Source organism: Acinetobacter lwoffii, from assembly GCF_024129855.1.
GTDB classification, from domain to species: domain Bacteria; phylum Pseudomonadota; class Gammaproteobacteria; order Pseudomonadales; family Moraxellaceae; genus Acinetobacter; species Acinetobacter lwoffii_L.
Genome location: NZ_JAMXXC010000005.1, coordinates 114,283 through 132,245, shown reverse-complemented (window position 1 = coordinate 132,245; position 17,963 = coordinate 114,283). Strand labels below are relative to the sequence as shown.

Below are 17,963 nucleotides of genomic sequence, written 5' to 3'. Positions count from 1 at the left end.
CATAAAGTAAAAAAGTTAATCTGCCATTTATAGTATTGTCTAAAGGTGTTTAGTAGATCAGCCAGATAAAATAGAAAGGACTAATATGGCATCGAATTAGATAAAATATTAATTTTTGGAAGCTGTTTATCATGCCCTTCGAGATAACGTTGATGCGCTAGACTCAACATTTCTTCATCCTCCTCACTATTCCCATAAGCATAAATTTCCGCATAATTATCCAGATTATATTTTTCTAGAATTCTAATTTTCTTTTGTGTGTTACTACAGTCAGGGGTTTGATAAAACCCTGTCATTTTCCCAGCTTTGATTTCAACTTCGCTACAGATTAAATCGATATTTAAATAGCTGCAGACCGGTTTTAAATATAAATCCAGAGATGCGGAAACTAGCACCACTTTATGGCCTAATTCTTGATGTTGCCTAAGCTGTTCTAGTAATTTCGGATTTAACTTAAGCATCAATTGTTGTGCATAGTCTTGAGCCAAATGCAGAATTTCCTCTGCATCACTGTCTTTAAACATGCTGACGTACAACTTGGGACGCATGTGGTGTGCTGGATACAGTTTTAAATAATAAGCCTGAATCCACGGCAGAATTTGCAGGCCGCGTTTCACAATATGCCGTTTTCTCAAGGCGTAGAAAATGAACCCAGTAAAACTGTCATGCAGATACAGGGTTCCATCAAAATCGAATAAGACTAGAGTTTTAGATTTTTGATTTTGCGCATGCATGTTTGATATCGACCATCGACGCGGGTAGCAAACCAGTTAGTATTATAATCACGACTTAATTTTGGTCCGGAAATGACCACTTCAGGCATAATGGCATAGATAGGATCTTTACCCGTTTTTTCCTGATAAAGCTTGCTGACACCACGATAAGTCATCGTATCTTCAAAGTCTTTATCTTTTTCTTTCTTTAAATCAGCTCGGATTTGACGTTCAGTGATAATAAAATTATTTTTGGCAAAAACACTGATTAACTCACGCTCAGATTGACTCTTCTGCGAACGGATCGCGCCATCTTTAGTATAGAGCAATAAGTCGCCATCCAGATCAAGTTCGGCTTCAGTTAAATCATTTAACATGCTCTGAAAAGCGGCATTTCGACTGGAATACATGCCCGAGTTATAGTCCGCAAAACGATAAATTGGCTTGTCATAATCCGCCGGATACATCATCAGGCGATGAATCCCATAATACAGACCGCCATATTGACTGTAGAGATCGGTACGTAACTCTGCGATATTGCCGCCTTGGCGTTTATGTTCTTTCGCATAGCTGATATGTACCTGCATTGAACCCAAGGTGGTAATTGGATTCATTTTCTCGCCAATATTCTGGCCGACCAGTTTGGCAGCACCAGTCAGGGCGCTAACATGATAATGCTTTGACATATAATCAAATATTTCACGATATAATTCGTCGAGTTCACGTTCGGTTTTGACCCGGTGCATCTGGCTTAAGTAGTTGTCTTCAGGACTCGGATGGTTCTTGAGAACTTCCTGGAAATATCCTGCAACTGTGCCACCAATTGCTTGACCAAGCTTATCTTTGAATTTTTCATCAAGGCGACCTTGGACTTCCTTAACCGCCTTTTCACCCAAACCCGGAACAGTAGGATCTGCAACAAAGTTAGATTCCTGATCAACCACTGCCACAATCGTACAAACATTTTTCTTGGTCTGAGGAATGCCGAGCTGTTCGGTAATGTCATAAATATCTTGTGCCCAAGACTCACGTTGGTTGACACGGTTTGGAATAGCTTTGCGAATATGTTCAACTTCAAGTGTCGGTTCATCATCTTTTGACCACCATGAACCATTGCCACAACCGGCAAGACCCAGAGAAAGTACAAGTACAGACAATGACTTAAAAGAAAAACAAGAAGCGAAAGTTTTATTCATGGTGTCGTAAATTAATTGAAAAGATGAGCGAATAAGGCAGATGCAGTATACTATGCCCATCAAAAAAGTGATGAATTTATATGTATATTGGTCCATATCAACTGTCAAACAATTTGATTGTCGCTCCCATGGCAGGTGTGACCGATCGTCCGTTTAGAACCTTGTGCAAATACTTTGGTGCAGGCCATGCGGTCAGTGAAATGATGACATCTGACAAAACTTTGCGCATGAGTAAAAAGAGCTTATATCGTGCCAATTTTGATGGAGAGCTGGCACCGATTTCAGCGCAGATTGCTGGTTCAGATCCCCATGATCTGGCTGAAGCGGCACGTTATCAGGTGGCCAATGGTGCGCAAATTGTTGATATTAATATGGGCTGCCCAGCCAAAAAGGTCTGTAACCGACTCGCCGGTTCTGCTTTATTGCAGGATGAAGATCTAGTTGCGCGTATTCTGGATGCAGTTGTGGCTGCAGTTGATGTGCCAGTGACCTTAAAAACCCGTCTTGGTTATTTGAACGGCCAGGAAAATATTATACGGGTCGCCAAACGTGCTGAACAAGCCGGAATTGCGGCACTGGCTTTACATGGCCGTACCCGTGAAGATATGTACCTGAATACCGCGCGTTATTCTTTAATCAAAGACGTAAAGGAAATGTTGAAGATTCCCGTGATTGCTAACGGTGATATCGACAGTCCGGAAAAAGCCAAATATGTGCTGGATTATACTGGTGCAGACGCAATTATGATTGGTCGTGCAGCACAAGGTCGGCCCTGGATTTTTCGTGAAATTGCCCATTATTTGAAAACCGGTCAACATCTTGATGCACCGAGTATTACAGAAGTGAAAGATGTTCTATTGGGACATTTGACAGAATTATACGAGTTCTATGGCGAGTATTCCGGCTGCCGGATTTCCCGTAAACATATTGCCTGGTACACCAAAGGACTGCGTTCTAGTAATGAATTTCGTCAAAGCATGTATCAGGTGGAAAATACGGCTGATCAATATCGTGTGGTAGAGGATTATTTTAATGCACTGCTAGAACATGGTTTAACCATGAATGATGTACAAGTCGAGCAGGTGAATTTACTGGAAACCAAGTAATGGCGGGCAAAATTCAGCGAATCAAGTAATATTTTTTGTGTGAAATCCCTACCTTTTTTATCTTGAGCAGGCTGATTTTTGCATTCTGTTTACACTTCAGCCTGTCTAATACATAGCAGCACAGTTTGTTCACTTAAACTGGACAGGACTTGGACATTGCTTACTCAAGCTTCCTCTATGATGAATCTATCCAGATATAAACCAGATGTGATCCATCTTGTTTATCGTCATCATTGAGGGAGATCTGTAATGACAAATACCAATCGTCCAGTCACAGAGTTTAGCCATAAAACGTCAACGGAATTGTCACAAGAGCGCAGTGAAGGCCTGAATATCAATCCGACTGATACTAACGCGCGTCCAGATTTGAATACACCCGTGAAAGATAATCCTCGTGTTCCAGACATGAATGAAGGTGAGGATAATCTGGCTGCGACCAGTGCCGGTACTTTGGGTGGAGCTGCGGTAGGCGCAGTTGCAGGTCTGGTAGGTGGCCCTCCAGGTGCAGTGGTGGGTGGTATTATCGGTGGTGTTGTTGGCGGTATTGCAGGTAATGACATTGCGACACCTGATCATGAGAAACAGGCAGATAATTACCAGCACCCAGAGAACTTGCCTGAGGCAGATAACTATCGACATCCAGATCATTTGAGAGCAGAAGATAATTACTGGAGAGATGAGTATCATAATCGCCCGTATTTCAATGAAACGCGTAGCACATATGGCGATCTAGATTATGATCGTGATTATCGCGGTGCTTACCGGGTCGGTTATGAAAATCGTCCGATGTATGAGCATGATACGGATTTTGACCGTGCCGAACCTGAACTGCGTACCAAGTGGGAACAGTTAAAAGGTGAGTCTCGCCTCAACTGGGAAGAAGCGAAATTTGCAGTTAAAGATGCCTGGCATCGTGTCACACGCTAATTCTAGATAAATTAAAAACCTCTCCATGTGGAGAGGTTTTTTTATGATTCAAGTATTAAAGATGCTTCATTTCCAGTATGAGCTGGTTAATCAGATCGGAAGCTTCCATTTCACGAATCTGTGCCACGTTCGAACCTGCCCAGAATGCACCATAACCTTGATCCCCAGGTTTGGCAGCAGCAGCATGTAATTGCTTGGCCAGATCATAAGTATATGGATAAGCCGGAACATCCAGCCGATCGGGTGTATCCACTTCAATATGCCAGTGGTTAATGATGCCGCGTGCAGGACGACCAGAAATACTGGCACTCACTTGAGTAAGTGGCTTGGAAAATAAGGCTTTACGATAAGCATCATTGGCATTGGAAGATTTACACTGCACAAATGCAGTCCCGAGTTGCACGGCATCTGCGCCGAAATCCATCATTTGGCGGGCTTGTTCACCCATCATAATCCCGCCTGCTGCTACAATCGGCAGGGAAGAATGCTGTTTGATTAGCTTCACCAGATTGGAGGTTTTAACTGAAGCATCAAACTTGGTGCTAAAAATCCCACGATGGCCGCCGGCCTCAATACCCTGTGCAATAATAATGTCGATTCCGGCTGCCTCAATAGCTTTGGCTTCGGCATAATTGGTTGCAGATACCATGGTCAGAATCCCGGCCTGTTTTAAGGCTTGAATCTGATGCGGATGTGGAATCCCAAAATGAAAGCTGACCGCTCGCGGTTTGGTTTCCAATACCAGATTCAGGAAGTCATCATTGTCTTTAAAACTTTGATAAATACACTCCAAATGCTCCGGTGCCTGAGCACCATATTCGGCAAATTTATCCTTAAACTGTGCAATCCATGCCTGTGCTACAGCTTCATCTACAGGCACACTCTCATGACAGAAAAAATTGACCTGAAAAGGGCAATCTGTCAGTTCCTGAGTCTTTAAAATCTGTTGTCGTGCAGCCTCAATACTGCTGGCCCCCAGACCCAGTGAGCCCAAGCCGCCCTGATTTGACACTTCGGCAGCAAGCTCAGGTGTAGAGACACCTGCCATCGGTGCCAAGAAAATAGGGTGTTTAATTCCGAGATTTTCTAATAAAGACATAGATTTGCTCCTTGTTATGCTTTTACTTTGCCTTTGAGCACAAAATTAAGCAAATCATATTGGTTATTTTATTTTGAAATACTGCAGCATGGGTTACGTGTTATTTACATTTCTTGCGACACGCTACGTCGCCAAAAAGATAGAACTTTTATTAGCCTAGAATTGAACACTTTATAATAGCCTTTTGGTCACATATTCTCTGAGCTCATGTCTGATCGTATCCGTGAAAAACTGCAAATTTTAGCCGATGCTGCCAAGTATGATGTGTCGTGCTCATCCAGCGGTAGCAACCGTAAAAATAAAGACAAGGGTGTGGGCAATACCGGGAATGGCATCTGTCATAGTTATACCGAAGATGGCCGCTGTGTTTCCTTGCTGAAAATTCTGTTCTCTAATGTCTGTATTTTTGACTGTTCCTATTGTGTTTCGCGCCGTTCCAATGACGTCCAGCGTGCAGCATTTACCGTGCAGGAAGTCGTGGATTTGACCATGAATTTTTATCGGCGTAATTATATTGAGGGTCTGTTTCTCAGTTCGGGAATTTTTAAATCGGCCGATCACACCATGGAACGGATGCTACAGGTGGTCAAAAAACTTAGACTCGAAGAAAACTTTAATGGCTATATCCATCTGAAAACTATTCCGGGTGCATCACAGGAGATCATTACCGAAGCCGGACTGTATGTCGATCGTATGAGTATTAATCTGGAAATGCCGACGGAGGCGGGACTGCAAAAATTTGCGCCTGAGAAAACCCATGCCGAAGTACAAAAAGACTTGGGCATTGTGCGCGACCGGTTGATCCAGCTCAAAGATGAACGCAAGCTGATCAAGTCCGTTCCAAAATTTGTACCTGCCGGACAAACTACACAAATGGTGGTGGGCGCGCATAGTGAAACCGATCAGGACATTATTTTAATGGCTGACCGGCATTACAAGGAATTTAAGCTGAAGCGGGTGTATTTCTCTGGCTATATCCCGATTAATCCTGAAGATAAAGCCTTACCTGCTATCGGCTCAGCACCGCCATTATTAAGAGAAAACCGTCTGTATCAATCTGACTGGCTGATGCGTTTTTATGGCTTTGCTGCTGATGAAATTGTCGATGATCAGCATCCGAATCTGGAGCTGGAGATTGATCCTAAACTCAGTTGGGCCTTGCGTCATTCTGAAGCCTTTCCAGTCGATATTAACCGTGCCGACTATAAAATGATTCTACGGGTACCCGGCATAGGCGTGCGTTCTGCGCAGAAAATTGTACAGGCACGCCGTTTTGGACAGATTCATATTGACCAGCTAAGGCGCATGGGCGTGGCTTATAACCGGGCGCAGCATTTTATTCGCTGTGCGGATACACCGAAATTTAAGAAAGATCAGCACGCCCATCAGATTCGCCAGCAAATTTTGATGTCAGGACAATCCAAATATCAGCAGCAACTTTCACCTCAATTAGGATTTGGTTTCTAGTGGCAAGTTACTGTTTTGATGGCAGCATGACTGGTCTGCTCAGTTGTGTATTTCGTGCTTTCGAGTTTAAAGAATTTAACGTGATAGTGACGGCCAATCCTCAAGCACAAACAGGTTTATTTGATGAATTTATCCATGTGGCCTCTAATGATCAGCATGGGCAGCGGGTGTGGCAGGGATTAAAGCAGAAAGTATCTTCCAGCAGTTTGCGTGCTTTTTACTATACCTTTTTGTCAGAGCAGGAAGCAGCGTTCCAGACTCTTTTTGATTTTGCAGTCTATGTCTTTCAAAACCAGCGTCCAGTCGATAAAGATTATGGTCATGCTGCGGTGATCGGCATGTCGCAATGGGCCAAGCAAGTGGGACGGGAAAAGCATCGCATGGAGGCTTTCGTGCGCTTTAAAAAAGCCAAAGATGGCTTGTTTCTAAGTCTGGTCAGACCGGACTTTAATGTCTTGCCGATTATTTCCCGACATTTTCAGGAGCGTTATCAGGATCAAAGCTGGCTGATTTATGATGAGCAGCGTAATTACGGTATTTATTATAATTTAAGGCAAATGCATCAGGTCGAGATGAACGCTGAAATAATTGATCCACAAATCCGGATTGGTCATAGTCAGTCATTCAGTATTGAACTGGATGATCAAGAGCTGCTATATGATCAGCTCTGGAAAGATTATTTCAACAGTGTGAATATTCAGGCGCGCAAGAACATGAAATTGCATATTCAATATGTGCCAAAGCGCTACTGGCGTTATATGAATGAGAAAATACTTTAAACAGTACATCAAACTGCTTTCAGGCATAATAAGTGTTGGTATATTTAAATTGAGTGTATAAACATGAAGGTATGGCTAACGTCATTAGCGCTGCTCACTGGATTAACTGCATGTTCGGAACAACCACAAAAACCGGTCGTAGATCCAGTCAAATATCAGGTTCAGACTGCAGAGGAACTGCAGCAACGTTTTGATGCACTCAATGTCCAGTTAGCCCAAGACTTTCAGAAATTTAAGAAAGTCGAAAGCATTGCTTTCGCGCACCAGTTTCCTTTAGATGTCAATAATCTGCAAAGCTTGAACCAGCATCTTGTCAGCAGTACTGCATTAAAACCCAGTAAAATCGCCTATTGCAATATGATGAATAGTTATTTTTCCGATATGTACCGTTTGGGACATTACAATCTGAAACTGGTCGATGACATTAAATTGCCCAATGCCAAGAATGAAAATTTAAAAGCTAATTTCTCTGATGCTGATCATTTTTATACCTTTATTTTGGATCGTTATACGACTTATCGTCAGGTTCAGCAGACCATGGGTTATGGCTGTAATTTAAAAGCTGCGCTGTAAATCCTAAAGCCAGAAAAAAGCCCATCACAGATGGGCTTTTTTGATTTTAAGCATTAGCAACCGGTCAGTTTTTCAGACTGCGGTTTTTCATCCGGGAAGAAAATCGGACGAAGTTTTACCCCGATCCCGTTACCAATAAAAGCGAAGACCAGCCATAACCAGCCATGCAGACTACCCGACGCAATTCCACTGAAATATGCACCGATATTACAACCATAAGCTAAGCGTGCGCCGTAACCCAGCATTATGCCACCTACAACAGCAGCAATCAGTGAACGTTTTGGAATATTGAAATTCGGCGCAAATTTACCTGCCAGACTCGCCGCCAACAAAGCACCCAGCATGATACCGAAGTTCATCATTGAGGTAATATCAAACCATAATGATTCTGCCAGTGCTTTGGCATTGCCTGCTCTTTGCCAATAATCCCAAGAAGCTACATCAACACCTACAAGACTTGCACCTTTGGCACCCCACACAGCCAGTGCAGAGGTCACGCCCCAAGGACGACCTGCCAGTGCCAAAGTAGCAAAGTTGAGTAAGATCAGGATAATACCGCCCCAAATCAAAGGCCATGGACCACGAATAAAGCGCTTCCAGCCCTGATATTCACTGCGTGGCTCAATTTCCAGGCTGCCATGACGTTTCTTTTCGAAATAAACTGTTGCTGCAGCAATGATGGCAAAAACGATAAAGCTCAACAGTAATCCAGGGAGAACGCCTAAACTTTCTACCAGTGAAATCGGTTCAAGATGTGGCAGGGCAAACCACCAGTCAAGGTGCGAGGTCGCAATCACAGACCCGATACAGAAGAACAAGAGCGTCACCAGCATACGTGCGCTACCGCCACCTACAGTATACAACGTACCTGATGCACAGCCGCCACCAAGTTGCATGCCGATACCGAAAATAAAGGCACCAATCATGACTGACATGGAAACAGGATTAACGTTACCTTTAACTGGGTTGCCGAATAATTCACCTGCACCTAAAGCCGGGAAAAACAGCAGGACCGCCAGAGCGAGCATAATCATTTGTGCACGTAAACCACGGCCGCGACGTTCCTTGATAAAGACACGCCAGCTCGAAGTAAAACCAAATGAAGCATGGTACAGGGTCATGCCCAGTGCACCACCAACCAAAAATAATAGGGCCTGATTTAAGCCTACGATTTGATAGGCACCGATTGTACCTATGATAAGCAAAATAAAAGCTGCCCAGACCGAAATATTCGACCGTTGGGAAGCAGCAACAATGACTGACATGGGAGATTAAATTTTAAAAATAAAGGCTGGTATTCTACTGAATTTCAGTTTAAATGCAGCCCGTTTTGCCGATTGAATCACAATTAAGCCATTCTAATACTTGATAAGTTTTATCAGTTTATCTGATTTTATCCACTCACTTAGATAAAAAATTGATCCCATCAACAAATAATGCAATTTCAATTTAGATCATTCGCTATTTAAAATCATCTCTAATAAAAAAGCCTGCAATCGCAGGCTTTTAAACATCAAGCTGAATCCTAAAATCAGTTTTCAGCTTTTTCCCGAACTTCTCCGGCACCTTCCTCAACTGCCGCAGCTGTTGCTGCAGTTGCTTTACGTGCTGCTTCCGCAGTGGCATCTGCTGCTCTAGACGTTGCAGCAGCTGCTTCGTCCGCTGCCTGAGCAGTATTTTCCGCGGCATTATCCATTGCTCGTTCGGTTTCTACCGCAGCCTCACGGCTGGCATCTTCCATATCATGACCGGCTTGATTGGCTGCATTTTCTAAATGCTCACCTGTGGTTGCGCCGGTTTCAGGCGCTTCTTCTTTACTACAGCCGACTAAGGCAACAGTGGTCGCCAAACCTAAAGCAATCAGTAATTTATTCATCGAGTAATATCCTTTTGTTGTTGTAGAGCTGCAATCTAATTTAGCAGCCATTTGTTTAGATTTATGCTAGCAAATAGATCAACATTTGTTGATTAACTGTAACTTTTTTCGATACTTATACTGTAATGGCACAGTCGGAAGTTGTTTAAAGTTTCATGGAATAGTGATATTCACAGAGAGGGGAGCTTCAAAACTATCATTCGACATGCAGATTATAGTATGAAGTTTGGTATTTAGATATTTGGCATCATGAGCCAGAGATAATTCTAAAAATGAAGAAATGAAAGACATAAAAAAGCCCGCATGATGCAGGCTTTTTTTAAGAAAAACTTATAGACCAGCAGAGGCTTTAAGCGCTTCCACTTTGTCAGTTTTTTCCCAGGTAAATGCAGTATCTGAACCTTCACGACCGAAGTGACCATAAGCAGCAGTTTGCTTATACATTGGCTGGATCAGGTCAAGCATACGGGTAATGCCATATGGACGTAAGTCGAAATGTTCACGAACCAGTGCAATAATCAATTCTTCAGAGACTTTTGCAGTATTGAATGTATTGATTGAAATTGAAGTTGGCTCAGCAACACCAATCGCATAAGACACCTGAATCTCACACTTGTCAGCCAGGCCAGCAGCAACGATGTTTTTCGCCACATAACGACCTGCATACGCAGCAGAGCGGTCAACTTTAGATGGATCTTTACCAGAGAAAGCACCACCGCCGTGACGTGCCATACCGCCGTAGGTATCTACGATAATTTTACGGCCAGTCAAACCACAGTCACCTACAGGACCACCGATCACAAACATACCCGTTGGGTTGATGTGGAATTTGGTGTCTGCATGGAACATGTCAGCAGGAATGATTTTCTTCAAGATTTCTTCAATCACAGCCTCTTTCAGGTTTGCTTGAGTGATTTCAGGATCATGTTGAGTTGAAAGAACGACTGCATCTAAACGAACTGGTACGCCATTTTCATAAGCAAAAGTTACCTGACTTTTTGCATCTGGGCGTAACCATGGCAAGGTGCCATTACGGCGTAATTCAGCCTGCTTTTCCATTAAGCGATGCGCATATGAAATCGGTGCAGGCATTAATACATCAGTTTCGCGGCTTGCATAACCGAACATTAAACCTTGGTCGCCGGCACCCTGATCTTCAGGTTTCTGGCGGTCTACACCCTGAGCAATTTCAGGTGACTGTTTACCAATCATGTTGATCACGGCACAGGTTGAACCATCAAAACCAAGATCAGAATGGTGATAACCAATTCCGTTTACGGTATGACGTACAATTGCCTCAAAATCAACATTTGCTGTCGTTGTGATTTCACCGGCAAGTACAACCGCACCTGTTTTTACAAGCGTTTCACAAGCAACCCGTGCATATGGGTCTTCTTTTAAGATTGCATCCAAAATAGCGTCACTGATTTGGTCAGCCATTTTATCTGGATGGCCTTCGCTTACAGATTCCGAAGTAAATACAGCGTACTCGCGCATAGTCCTATCACAGTTAATTTTAAAGACCCGATATGTTACATCGAGTTGCGCTCTAGGACTAGCTTAACACGACAAAATTGGTCGAAATTGTTTCAAATTATTGTGTTTTTAATTGATTAATAGAATTAAAAAAATTGATATATCTATTTAGACAGCATTATTGATTGAGGAATATGAAGCAACAATATTTTAATCCATCAGACTGTCATAAAATTAAATGCTTAGATTTCCGATTAAATCTTAAAAAAATAGATGATAGAAAAAATACAAAGCTCAAAATTCAAAATTTACTTAAGCAAGTGATCATTACATCAATAAAGCAGATTCAGGTTGTGCGCCTTGCGACCAACTGTCTTGTCGATGTTCAAGCGTGTCTTCATATTAGCGCTAAGTCTTCCACATTAGCTGTTTAGGAATGGCGATATCTTTTGCTATGGACTTCTTGTTGGAGCAAGACTGTACGGAGATCAGAAATCATGTATCAAAAGGCATTTACCCTGATTGAAGTGCTGATCGTGCTCATCATCATCGCGATTTTAGTGACGATGGCTTTTATGAGTCATCAAGCTTATGTCGTGCGGAATCAATTAGCAGAAGTGTTTGAGCAGGCTGGAGCATATCGAACCCAGTTCATTGCTTCGGATCAACACTGTGATGCTGGTCGCGAGATTGGTGGTCCTAGCCAATATATCGAAAAAGTGATTATTAATGCCGCGTGCCGGATAGAGTTCAAGATAGGAGAGCAGGGTGTAGATACTGCGATTCGCGGGAAATCAGTCGCTTTTGATGTTCATAGTGGTAAATGTTATTCCACTGATATTCAGCAGCGTTATTTGCCTAAAGACTGTCAGGTTCAATAAGTCTGCCGAAGTATAAAATTAGCCTAAGCAAATTAGATTTTCACCTGTATATCAAACAATCCTGCCAATATTTTATAAAATTTAGTACAAATTACATTATAAATAGATCAGTGAACTGTATAGATTTTCTTTAAAAATAATGATGTGAGTCATATGACATAGAGATAAAATTAGCATAAATTCAATCCTATCTATCAGCTTAGAATCCAGATACAGACAAGAAAGTTAGTTAAGAAATCCGGGATAATTCAATCTGAAAACCAGTAGAGCGAATCGAAGATAAAGAAGAAATGTGGAATAATTGTACGATAAGGCAAGAGACACTCAATAAACTGATAAATATTGTTGGTTAGTCTTTACCCCTCGCTGTTTTTTTAAGACAATAGACAGCAGTTTTGAAAGTCTTTTCATCATTTCCTATTTCTGAATATTTTGGACTCTGATTTATGACAACCCCGCTTAATGAACGTCGTATTGCAAACGCAATTCGTGTATTGGCAATGGATGCTGTGCAAAAAGCAAACTCAGGACATCCAGGTGCTCCAATGGGGATGGCAGATATCGCTGATGTGGTTTGGCGTGAATTCATGAACCACAACCCGACCAACCCGAATTGGGCAAACCGTGACCGTTTTGTATTATCAAATGGCCATGGCTCTATGCTTCAATATGCGCTTCTTCATTTAACGGGCTACGATCTTTCGATTGAAGATCTTAAAGCATTCCGTCAACTTCATTCTAAAACACCTGGCCACCCGGAATTGGGTTATGCACCAGGGATTGAAACGACGACTGGTCCTTTAGGTCAAGGCATTGCGAATGCTGTTGGTTTTGCACTGGCTGAAAAAACTCTAGCTGCGCAATTCAACAAAGACGACATCCAAGTTGTAGATCACTTCACTTATTGCTTCCTCGGCGATGGCTGTTTGATGGAAGGTGTTTCTCACGAAGCATGTTCTTTGGCGGGTACATTGGGTCTGGGCAAATTGATTGCTTACTATGACGACAATGGCATCTCGATTGACGGCGAAGTGGAAGGCTGGTTCTCTGACGATACAGAACAACGCTTTCTGGCATACGGCTGGCAAGTGATTAAAGTTGATGGCCACGATGCAGATGCAATCCGTCAGGCAACGATTGAGGCGAAAGCTGAAACTGCTAAACCAACCATCATTATCTGTAAAACCGTGATTGGTTTGGGTTCACCAAACAAGCAAGGTAAAGAAGACAGTCATGGTGCACCACTCGGTCATGACGAAATCGTGTTGACTCGTGAAGCGCTAGGTTGGACTGACGAAGCATTTGTGATTCCTGAAGATGTTTATGCAGCTTGGGATGCGAAAGCCAAAGGTGCTGAATCAGAAGCAGCTTGGAACGAAACATTTGCTGCTTATGCTGCAAAATATCCAACTGAAGCCGCTGAATTTAAACGTCGTTTATCTGGTGAATTACCGGCTGACTTCGTTGCAAAAGCGGATGCCTATATTGCAGAAGTGAATGCCAAAGCTGAAACAATTGCAACGCGTAAAGCCAGCCAAAATGTATTGCAAGCACTTGTTCCATTATTGCCAGAAGTTCTAGGTGGTTCTGCGGATCTTGCAGGTTCTAACCTGACCCTTTGGAAAGGCGCGCAAGGCGTACAGGACAATCCGGCAGGTAACTATGTACACTATGGCGTACGTGAATTCGGTATGACTGCAATCGCGAATGGTGTTGCACTGCATGGCGGTTTTATCCCTTACGTAGCAACATTCCTAATGTTTATGGAATATGCACGTAATGCCGTACGTATGTCTGCATTGATGAAACAGCGCGTGATCCATGTGTATACGCATGACTCAATTGGTCTAGGTGAAGATGGTCCAACGCATCAACCTGTTGAGCAGATCGCATCCCTTCGTGGTACGCCAAATCTAAACACATGGCGTCCATGTGACACCGTTGAAGCAGCAATTTCTTGGAAATCTGCATTAACGCGTGCTGAAGGTCCGACCGCATTGATCTTCTCTCGTCAGAACTTGGCATTCCAGACTCGTACTCAAGCTCAAATTGAGAACGCTGCGAAAGGTGGTTATGTATTGGCTGAAGAAAAAGGTGAATTGAAAGCCATCATCATCGCCACTGGTTCTGAAGTATCTCTGGCAATGGAAGCTTATGCACAGCTTGAAGGCGTGCGTGTAGTATCTATGCCATGTGCTGAAGAATTTATGAAGCAAGATGCAGCTTATCGTGAAGCGGTTCTTCCATCGAATATTCGTGCACGTGTTGCTGTTGAAGCTGCACATGTAGACTACTGGTGGAAATTTGTAGGTCTTGATGGTCGTGTTATCGGTATGACAACGTATGGCGAATCTGCACCTGCAAAAGATCTGTTCCAGTTCTTCGGTATTACTACTGAAGCAGTTGTAGCAGCTATAAAAGAGATTACTGCATAATCAACTGATTAAGCAGTTTTTTAAAAGACGCTCCATTTTTGGGGCGTCTTTTATTTTTTCGCTTTTTAGCGTTGTTTTCATGTGGCAATCGTTAGAAAGTTCTCCCATAGTCGAAATGAAAGAGTGAGATGAACATGAGCTTGTATGAACAAATTAACGATGAAATTATTTTAATGGATGCAGGCGAACTCAAGTGGATCGGACAGGAGTTAGCTCTTGAAGCGATGGTTGCAGTTGATTTAATGCTGCAAGAATTAGCCGAAGAAAAGGTCATTAAAGTGCGTCGTAAAAATCATGAAAAGACGACTGGCCTAAAACAGGTTGATCGTATTCTGGTTGAAAAACTTTAAACATAAAGCATGAAAAGTCCCTGATTGGGGCTTTTTTTATGCCGGATGATTTTCATCTGACAGGTTGCTTATGAGCACCAGATGAGATAAAGCTAAGTTTAGGCCGCTATAAAAATTCAGCGACTACTATCGAAATGACTTAAATTAAAGAAATAAGCCAAAGAAGCGGTTAAACATGAATATACAGCCCCAGATCCAGATCAAATCTTTAGAGCAAATATCACAGGCAGAATGGCTATTTTTATGGCAAGACTATCAACGCTTTTATCAGACGCAAATTTCTGAAGAGGTAAGTGAAAATACCTGGGATAAATTAACCAATTATGAATTAGATTCAATGTACGGTTTTGCGGCGCTGATGGATGGAAAGGTCGTGGGGATTGTGCATGTTATCGAACATAATAGTAGCTGGACAGTAAGACCTTATGCCTATTTGCAGGATCTATTTACCCATCCTGACTATCGGGGAAAGGGTGTGGCGCGTAAGTTGATTCAACATGTCTATCAGGTTGCACAGCAGCGTAATTGCGACCGGGTTTACTGGCTGACTCAGGAATCAAATCATCAGGCACAAGCGTTGTATAACAAAGTCGCCAAGAAAACTGGATTCATCCAGTACCGTATGGATTAAAGCTCAAAAATTAAAAAAAATAACTTACAATTTTATCGTTTCATCACTGCAACAAAACGTTTTATCTTTAGGGCTGTAAACGGTTCCAGATTCTATACACTTAATAACATCCAAAACGTGAGATAAAAACATGAATTTCAAAACATTAGCATTAGGCTTGGCGGTCGCATTTGTAGCAACAGTTTCTATGGCAAAACCAGTGGCCTATACGATTGACCCGACTCATTCAGCAACTGTTTTCTCTTGGAGCCACTTTGGTTTCTCTACACCATCTGCAAACTTCAGTGACATCCAGGGTACCATTAATGTTGATAATGCAAAACCTGTGAATTCCTCGGTCAATGTGAATATCCCGGTTGCAAGCATTAATACGAATGTGAAAGCACTGGATGACCATATTAAGACAGCAGAATTTTTTGATGCTGCCAAATATCCGAATATCACTTTTAAAAGTACTAAAGTTCAGGCTCTAGGCAAAAACAAATACAAAATCACCGGTAACTTAACCGTGAAAGATGTCACTAAGCCTGTGATACTGGATGCAGTTTTAAATAAACAAGGTGTACACCCAATGACCAAATTACAAACGATTGGTTTTAATGCAACCACTTCATTTAACCGTTCAGCCTTTGGGGTAGGCGGTTATGTTCCAAATGTGGGCGATAAAATTACAGTGAACATTACTACCGAGGCTTCTGTACCTGCTCCGAAAAAGTAAAAATGACAAATAAAAAAGCACCCAGTTGGGTGCTTTTTTATTACGGTTATTTAAGTTGCAAGTTTTCTAAATAATGCAGCAATACCGAACTGGCGGCCTGTTCAAGCGCGGGCGCATAGCTTTGATGATCCGCCCGTAAGGCGGGAATATTGATCTGGGCTTTGCGTAACTCACAGGTATGTCCAATCAGCCATTTCTCTAAACTTTCACTGGCCACTTCAGCATGGAATTGTAGTGCTAGAATATTCTGTCCTACCCGAAAGGCCTGATTTGGATAAAGATCAGAGCTGGCCAGTAATTCTACCTGTTCAGGTAGGTCAAAGGTATCACCATGCCAATGCAGGACGTCAATATCCTCCAGAGCTTTTAGTGGATTGTTTTCAATAGAAGCAAGACTGAGTTTAGACCAGCCAATTTCCTTCACATCTCCGGGATAGACTTTAGCATTCAATGCAGCAGCAATTAACTGCGCACCTAAACAGATGCCTAAAGTCGGTAAATTCTTTTCCAGTCGAACTTTAAGTAAGTCTATTTCTTGTTGTAAGAAAGGGTAATCCTCAGTTTCATAGACTGCAATCGGGCCACCGAGAATAATTGTTAATCCAGGATGTTTAAAAGCCTTGGTAAGATCATCGATGCCAGCTTCGAAATAACGCACACGTAAGCCGAGCTGATAAAAAATATCTTCCCAAGCACCTAAGTCTTCAAAAGCCAAATGTTGAATGGCATACACGGTATCGGAGAGGTGGGCTAAGTTCAGCATAGTTTTTTGATATCAAGAGAATGATTTAATTTAACGTGAATCAAAAGCAAAATAAAAGGCTTTATGCCCCACATCATGTGCAAAATAGAAAATAATGAACATCGCTGCGCTATCGGCAACTGTGTAAACATTTTCGTGTGATCGCTACATGAAGCAGTTCATTTTTCCTTTTATATAGGAAAGGGAGTAGAGTAAGGCTGCCGTACTGAATAAAAATAACAAGACCATCAGGATCAAGGATATGCAAAATATACGTTTATATGTCGATAAAAATAGAATCAGCCCTTATGCCATGTCGGTCTATGTTGCCTTAAAAGAAAAGGGTTTAGATTTTCAGGAAATCGTGATTGATTTAGATCAGCAGCAACAGAAATCTGCGGCTTATCAAGCCATTTGTCCAAGTGCTAAAGTTCCGTGTTTAATAGTAGATAACTTTAGCCTGTTTGAATCATGGGCGATCACTGAATATTTGGAAGATGCCTTTCCAGCACCTAATTATCCAGCCTTATATCCTAAGGAAATTTATGCTAGAGCTAAATGTCGGGCCATACAAGCCTTGGTCAAAACCGATTTTATGCAAATCCGCCAGCAGATGCCTTCCGATTCGGTATTTCATCTAGCAAAAATGTCTATACCTCTTACAGCTTCGATCACTGAAGAAATTCAGCGCTTGGTGAATGTGGCAGAATATATGCTGGAGGACATATGGTTGACTGAACACTGGTCAATTGCAGACTTTGATCTGGCCTTTATGTTGCATCGTTTGTTGAGCCATCAGGTGAAACTTCCTGTGAAAATAATAGAATATGTCGAGCGTAATTTTAAGCGTGCTTCGGTACAGGCCTGGCTGGCAGAACATGAAAAAGCTAAAACTTTAATCTAATGTCGACTGATAAAACAGTTCATAAAAAACCTACTTAAATAGGTAAAATTCAAGCGTAATATGAATCAGAACAAAACTTGAAAAGATGCT

At 42.2% G+C, this 17,963-nt stretch carries 19 protein-coding genes; 12 read left to right on the top strand and 7 right to left on the bottom strand.

Annotation, left to right across the window (positions count from 1 at the left end; translation table 11 throughout):
• Window positions 1–80: 80 nt before the first annotated feature.
• On the bottom strand, window positions 81–734 hold the full coding sequence (locus NI465_RS06710) for an HAD family hydrolase (RefSeq protein WP_253144744.1): 654 nt from the start codon (window positions 732–734) through the stop codon (window positions 81–83).
• A complete protein-coding gene (locus tag NI465_RS06705) occupies window positions 701–1,909 on the bottom strand; it encodes a DUF1615 family protein (RefSeq protein WP_071851204.1) in 1,209 nt (402 codons plus the stop codon). Before NI465_RS06705 ends, NI465_RS06710 begins: the two co-directional genes overlap by 34 nt.
• An 80-nt stretch (window positions 1,910–1,989) precedes the next feature.
• Between NI465_RS06705 and dusB the strand changes: the two genes are divergently transcribed.
• Together dusB and NI465_RS06695 are read left to right on the top strand one after the other, a co-directional pair.
• Entirely contained in the window at window positions 1,990–3,015 is a 1,026-nt protein-coding gene (dusB, locus tag NI465_RS06700) for a tRNA dihydrouridine synthase DusB (protein WP_004646654.1), read from the top strand.
• Between the two features lie 249 nt (window positions 3,016–3,264).
• Window positions 3,265–3,942: a hypothetical protein gene (locus tag NI465_RS06695; protein WP_004646655.1), complete on the top strand. Its 678-nt coding sequence runs from the start codon at window positions 3,265–3,267 to the stop codon at window positions 3,940–3,942.
• A gap of 55 nt (window positions 3,943–3,997) precedes the next feature.
• Here NI465_RS06695 and NI465_RS06690 read toward each other — a convergent pair whose 3' ends face one another.
• A complete protein-coding gene (locus tag NI465_RS06690; RefSeq protein ID WP_253144741.1) occupies window positions 3,998–5,041 on the bottom strand; it encodes an NAD(P)H-dependent flavin oxidoreductase in 1,044 nt (347 codons plus the stop codon).
• A gap of 207 nt (window positions 5,042–5,248) precedes the next feature.
• On the opposite strand from NI465_RS06690, the gene NI465_RS06685 reads away from it, so the two are divergent.
• The 3 genes from NI465_RS06685 to NI465_RS06675 all read left to right on the top strand — a co-directional run bounded on the left by NI465_RS06685 (window position 5,249) and on the right by NI465_RS06675 (window position 7,860).
• Window positions 5,249–6,508, top strand: a complete 1,260-nt coding sequence (locus NI465_RS06685) for a putative DNA modification/repair radical SAM protein (RefSeq protein ID WP_004646658.1) — start codon at window positions 5,249–5,251, stop codon at window positions 6,506–6,508.
• The gene (locus tag NI465_RS06680; protein WP_253144739.1) at window positions 6,508–7,287 is read left to right on the top strand and encodes a TIGR03915 family putative DNA repair protein; all 780 of its coding nucleotides are present in this window, start codon (window positions 6,508–6,510) and stop codon (window positions 7,285–7,287) included. Before NI465_RS06685 ends, NI465_RS06680 begins: the two co-directional genes overlap by 1 nt.
• 63 nt (window positions 7,288–7,350) lie before the next feature.
• Window positions 7,351–7,860, top strand: a complete 510-nt coding sequence (locus NI465_RS06675) for a hypothetical protein (RefSeq protein WP_253113057.1) — start codon at window positions 7,351–7,353, stop codon at window positions 7,858–7,860.
• A 53-nt stretch (window positions 7,861–7,913) separates the two neighbouring features.
• Here NI465_RS06675 and NI465_RS06670 read toward each other — a convergent pair whose 3' ends face one another.
• The 3 genes from NI465_RS06670 to metK all read right to left on the bottom strand — a co-directional run bounded on the left by NI465_RS06670 (window position 7,914) and on the right by metK (window position 11,233).
• A complete protein-coding gene (locus NI465_RS06670) occupies window positions 7,914–9,125 on the bottom strand; it encodes a YeeE/YedE family protein (protein ID WP_253144736.1) in 1,212 nt (403 codons plus the stop codon).
• A gap of 266 nt (window positions 9,126–9,391) precedes the next feature.
• On the bottom strand, window positions 9,392–9,736 hold the full coding sequence (locus NI465_RS06665; RefSeq protein ID WP_005104359.1) for a hypothetical protein: 345 nt from the start codon (window positions 9,734–9,736) through the stop codon (window positions 9,392–9,394).
• A 330-nt stretch (window positions 9,737–10,066) separates the two neighbouring features.
• Complete coding sequence (gene metK / locus NI465_RS06660; protein WP_253144735.1) at window positions 10,067–11,233, bottom strand: methionine adenosyltransferase; 1,167 nt, start codon at window positions 11,231–11,233, stop codon at window positions 10,067–10,069.
• 173 nt (window positions 11,234–11,406) lie between these two features.
• Between metK and NI465_RS06655 the strand changes: the two genes are divergently transcribed.
• The 6 genes from NI465_RS06655 to NI465_RS06630 all read left to right on the top strand — a co-directional run bounded on the left by NI465_RS06655 (window position 11,407) and on the right by NI465_RS06630 (window position 16,227).
• The gene (locus tag NI465_RS06655) at window positions 11,407–11,646 is read left to right on the top strand and encodes a hypothetical protein (protein WP_253144733.1); all 240 of its coding nucleotides are present in this window, start codon (window positions 11,407–11,409) and stop codon (window positions 11,644–11,646) included.
• Window positions 11,647–11,709: 63 nt separating this feature from the next.
• Window positions 11,710–12,093 (top strand): pilin, encoded by a 384-nt coding sequence (locus NI465_RS06650; RefSeq protein WP_253144731.1) that lies wholly within the window; start codon window positions 11,710–11,712, stop codon window positions 12,091–12,093.
• A 446-nt stretch (window positions 12,094–12,539) separates the two neighbouring features.
• The gene (gene tkt, locus NI465_RS06645; protein WP_253144728.1) at window positions 12,540–14,528 is read left to right on the top strand and encodes a transketolase; all 1,989 of its coding nucleotides are present in this window, start codon (window positions 12,540–12,542) and stop codon (window positions 14,526–14,528) included.
• Between the two features lie 134 nt (window positions 14,529–14,662).
• Window positions 14,663–14,878 (top strand): hypothetical protein, encoded by a 216-nt coding sequence (locus tag NI465_RS06640; RefSeq protein WP_005246695.1) that lies wholly within the window; start codon window positions 14,663–14,665, stop codon window positions 14,876–14,878.
• 175 nt (window positions 14,879–15,053) lie between these two features.
• Window positions 15,054–15,509 carry a GNAT family N-acetyltransferase gene (locus NI465_RS06635; protein WP_253144725.1) on the top strand — a complete coding sequence of 152 codons (456 nt, stop codon included), beginning with the start codon at window positions 15,054–15,056 and terminating at the stop codon, window positions 15,507–15,509.
• A gap of 130 nt (window positions 15,510–15,639) precedes the next feature.
• Window positions 15,640–16,227 (top strand): YceI family protein, encoded by a 588-nt coding sequence (locus NI465_RS06630; protein WP_253144723.1) that lies wholly within the window; start codon window positions 15,640–15,642, stop codon window positions 16,225–16,227.
• A gap of 46 nt (window positions 16,228–16,273) precedes the next feature.
• Here the strand turns inward: NI465_RS06630 and NI465_RS06625 are convergent, their stop codons facing one another.
• On the bottom strand, window positions 16,274–16,990 hold the full coding sequence (locus NI465_RS06625; RefSeq protein ID WP_004646670.1) for a glutamine amidotransferase: 717 nt from the start codon (window positions 16,988–16,990) through the stop codon (window positions 16,274–16,276).
• Between the two features lie 241 nt (window positions 16,991–17,231).
• Here NI465_RS06625 and yfcF point away from each other — a divergent pair, with 241 nt between their 5' ends.
• Window positions 17,232–17,873 (top strand): glutathione transferase, encoded by a 642-nt coding sequence (yfcF, locus tag NI465_RS06620; RefSeq protein ID WP_071851219.1) that lies wholly within the window; start codon window positions 17,232–17,234, stop codon window positions 17,871–17,873.
• Window positions 17,874–17,963 lie beyond the last annotated feature (90 nt).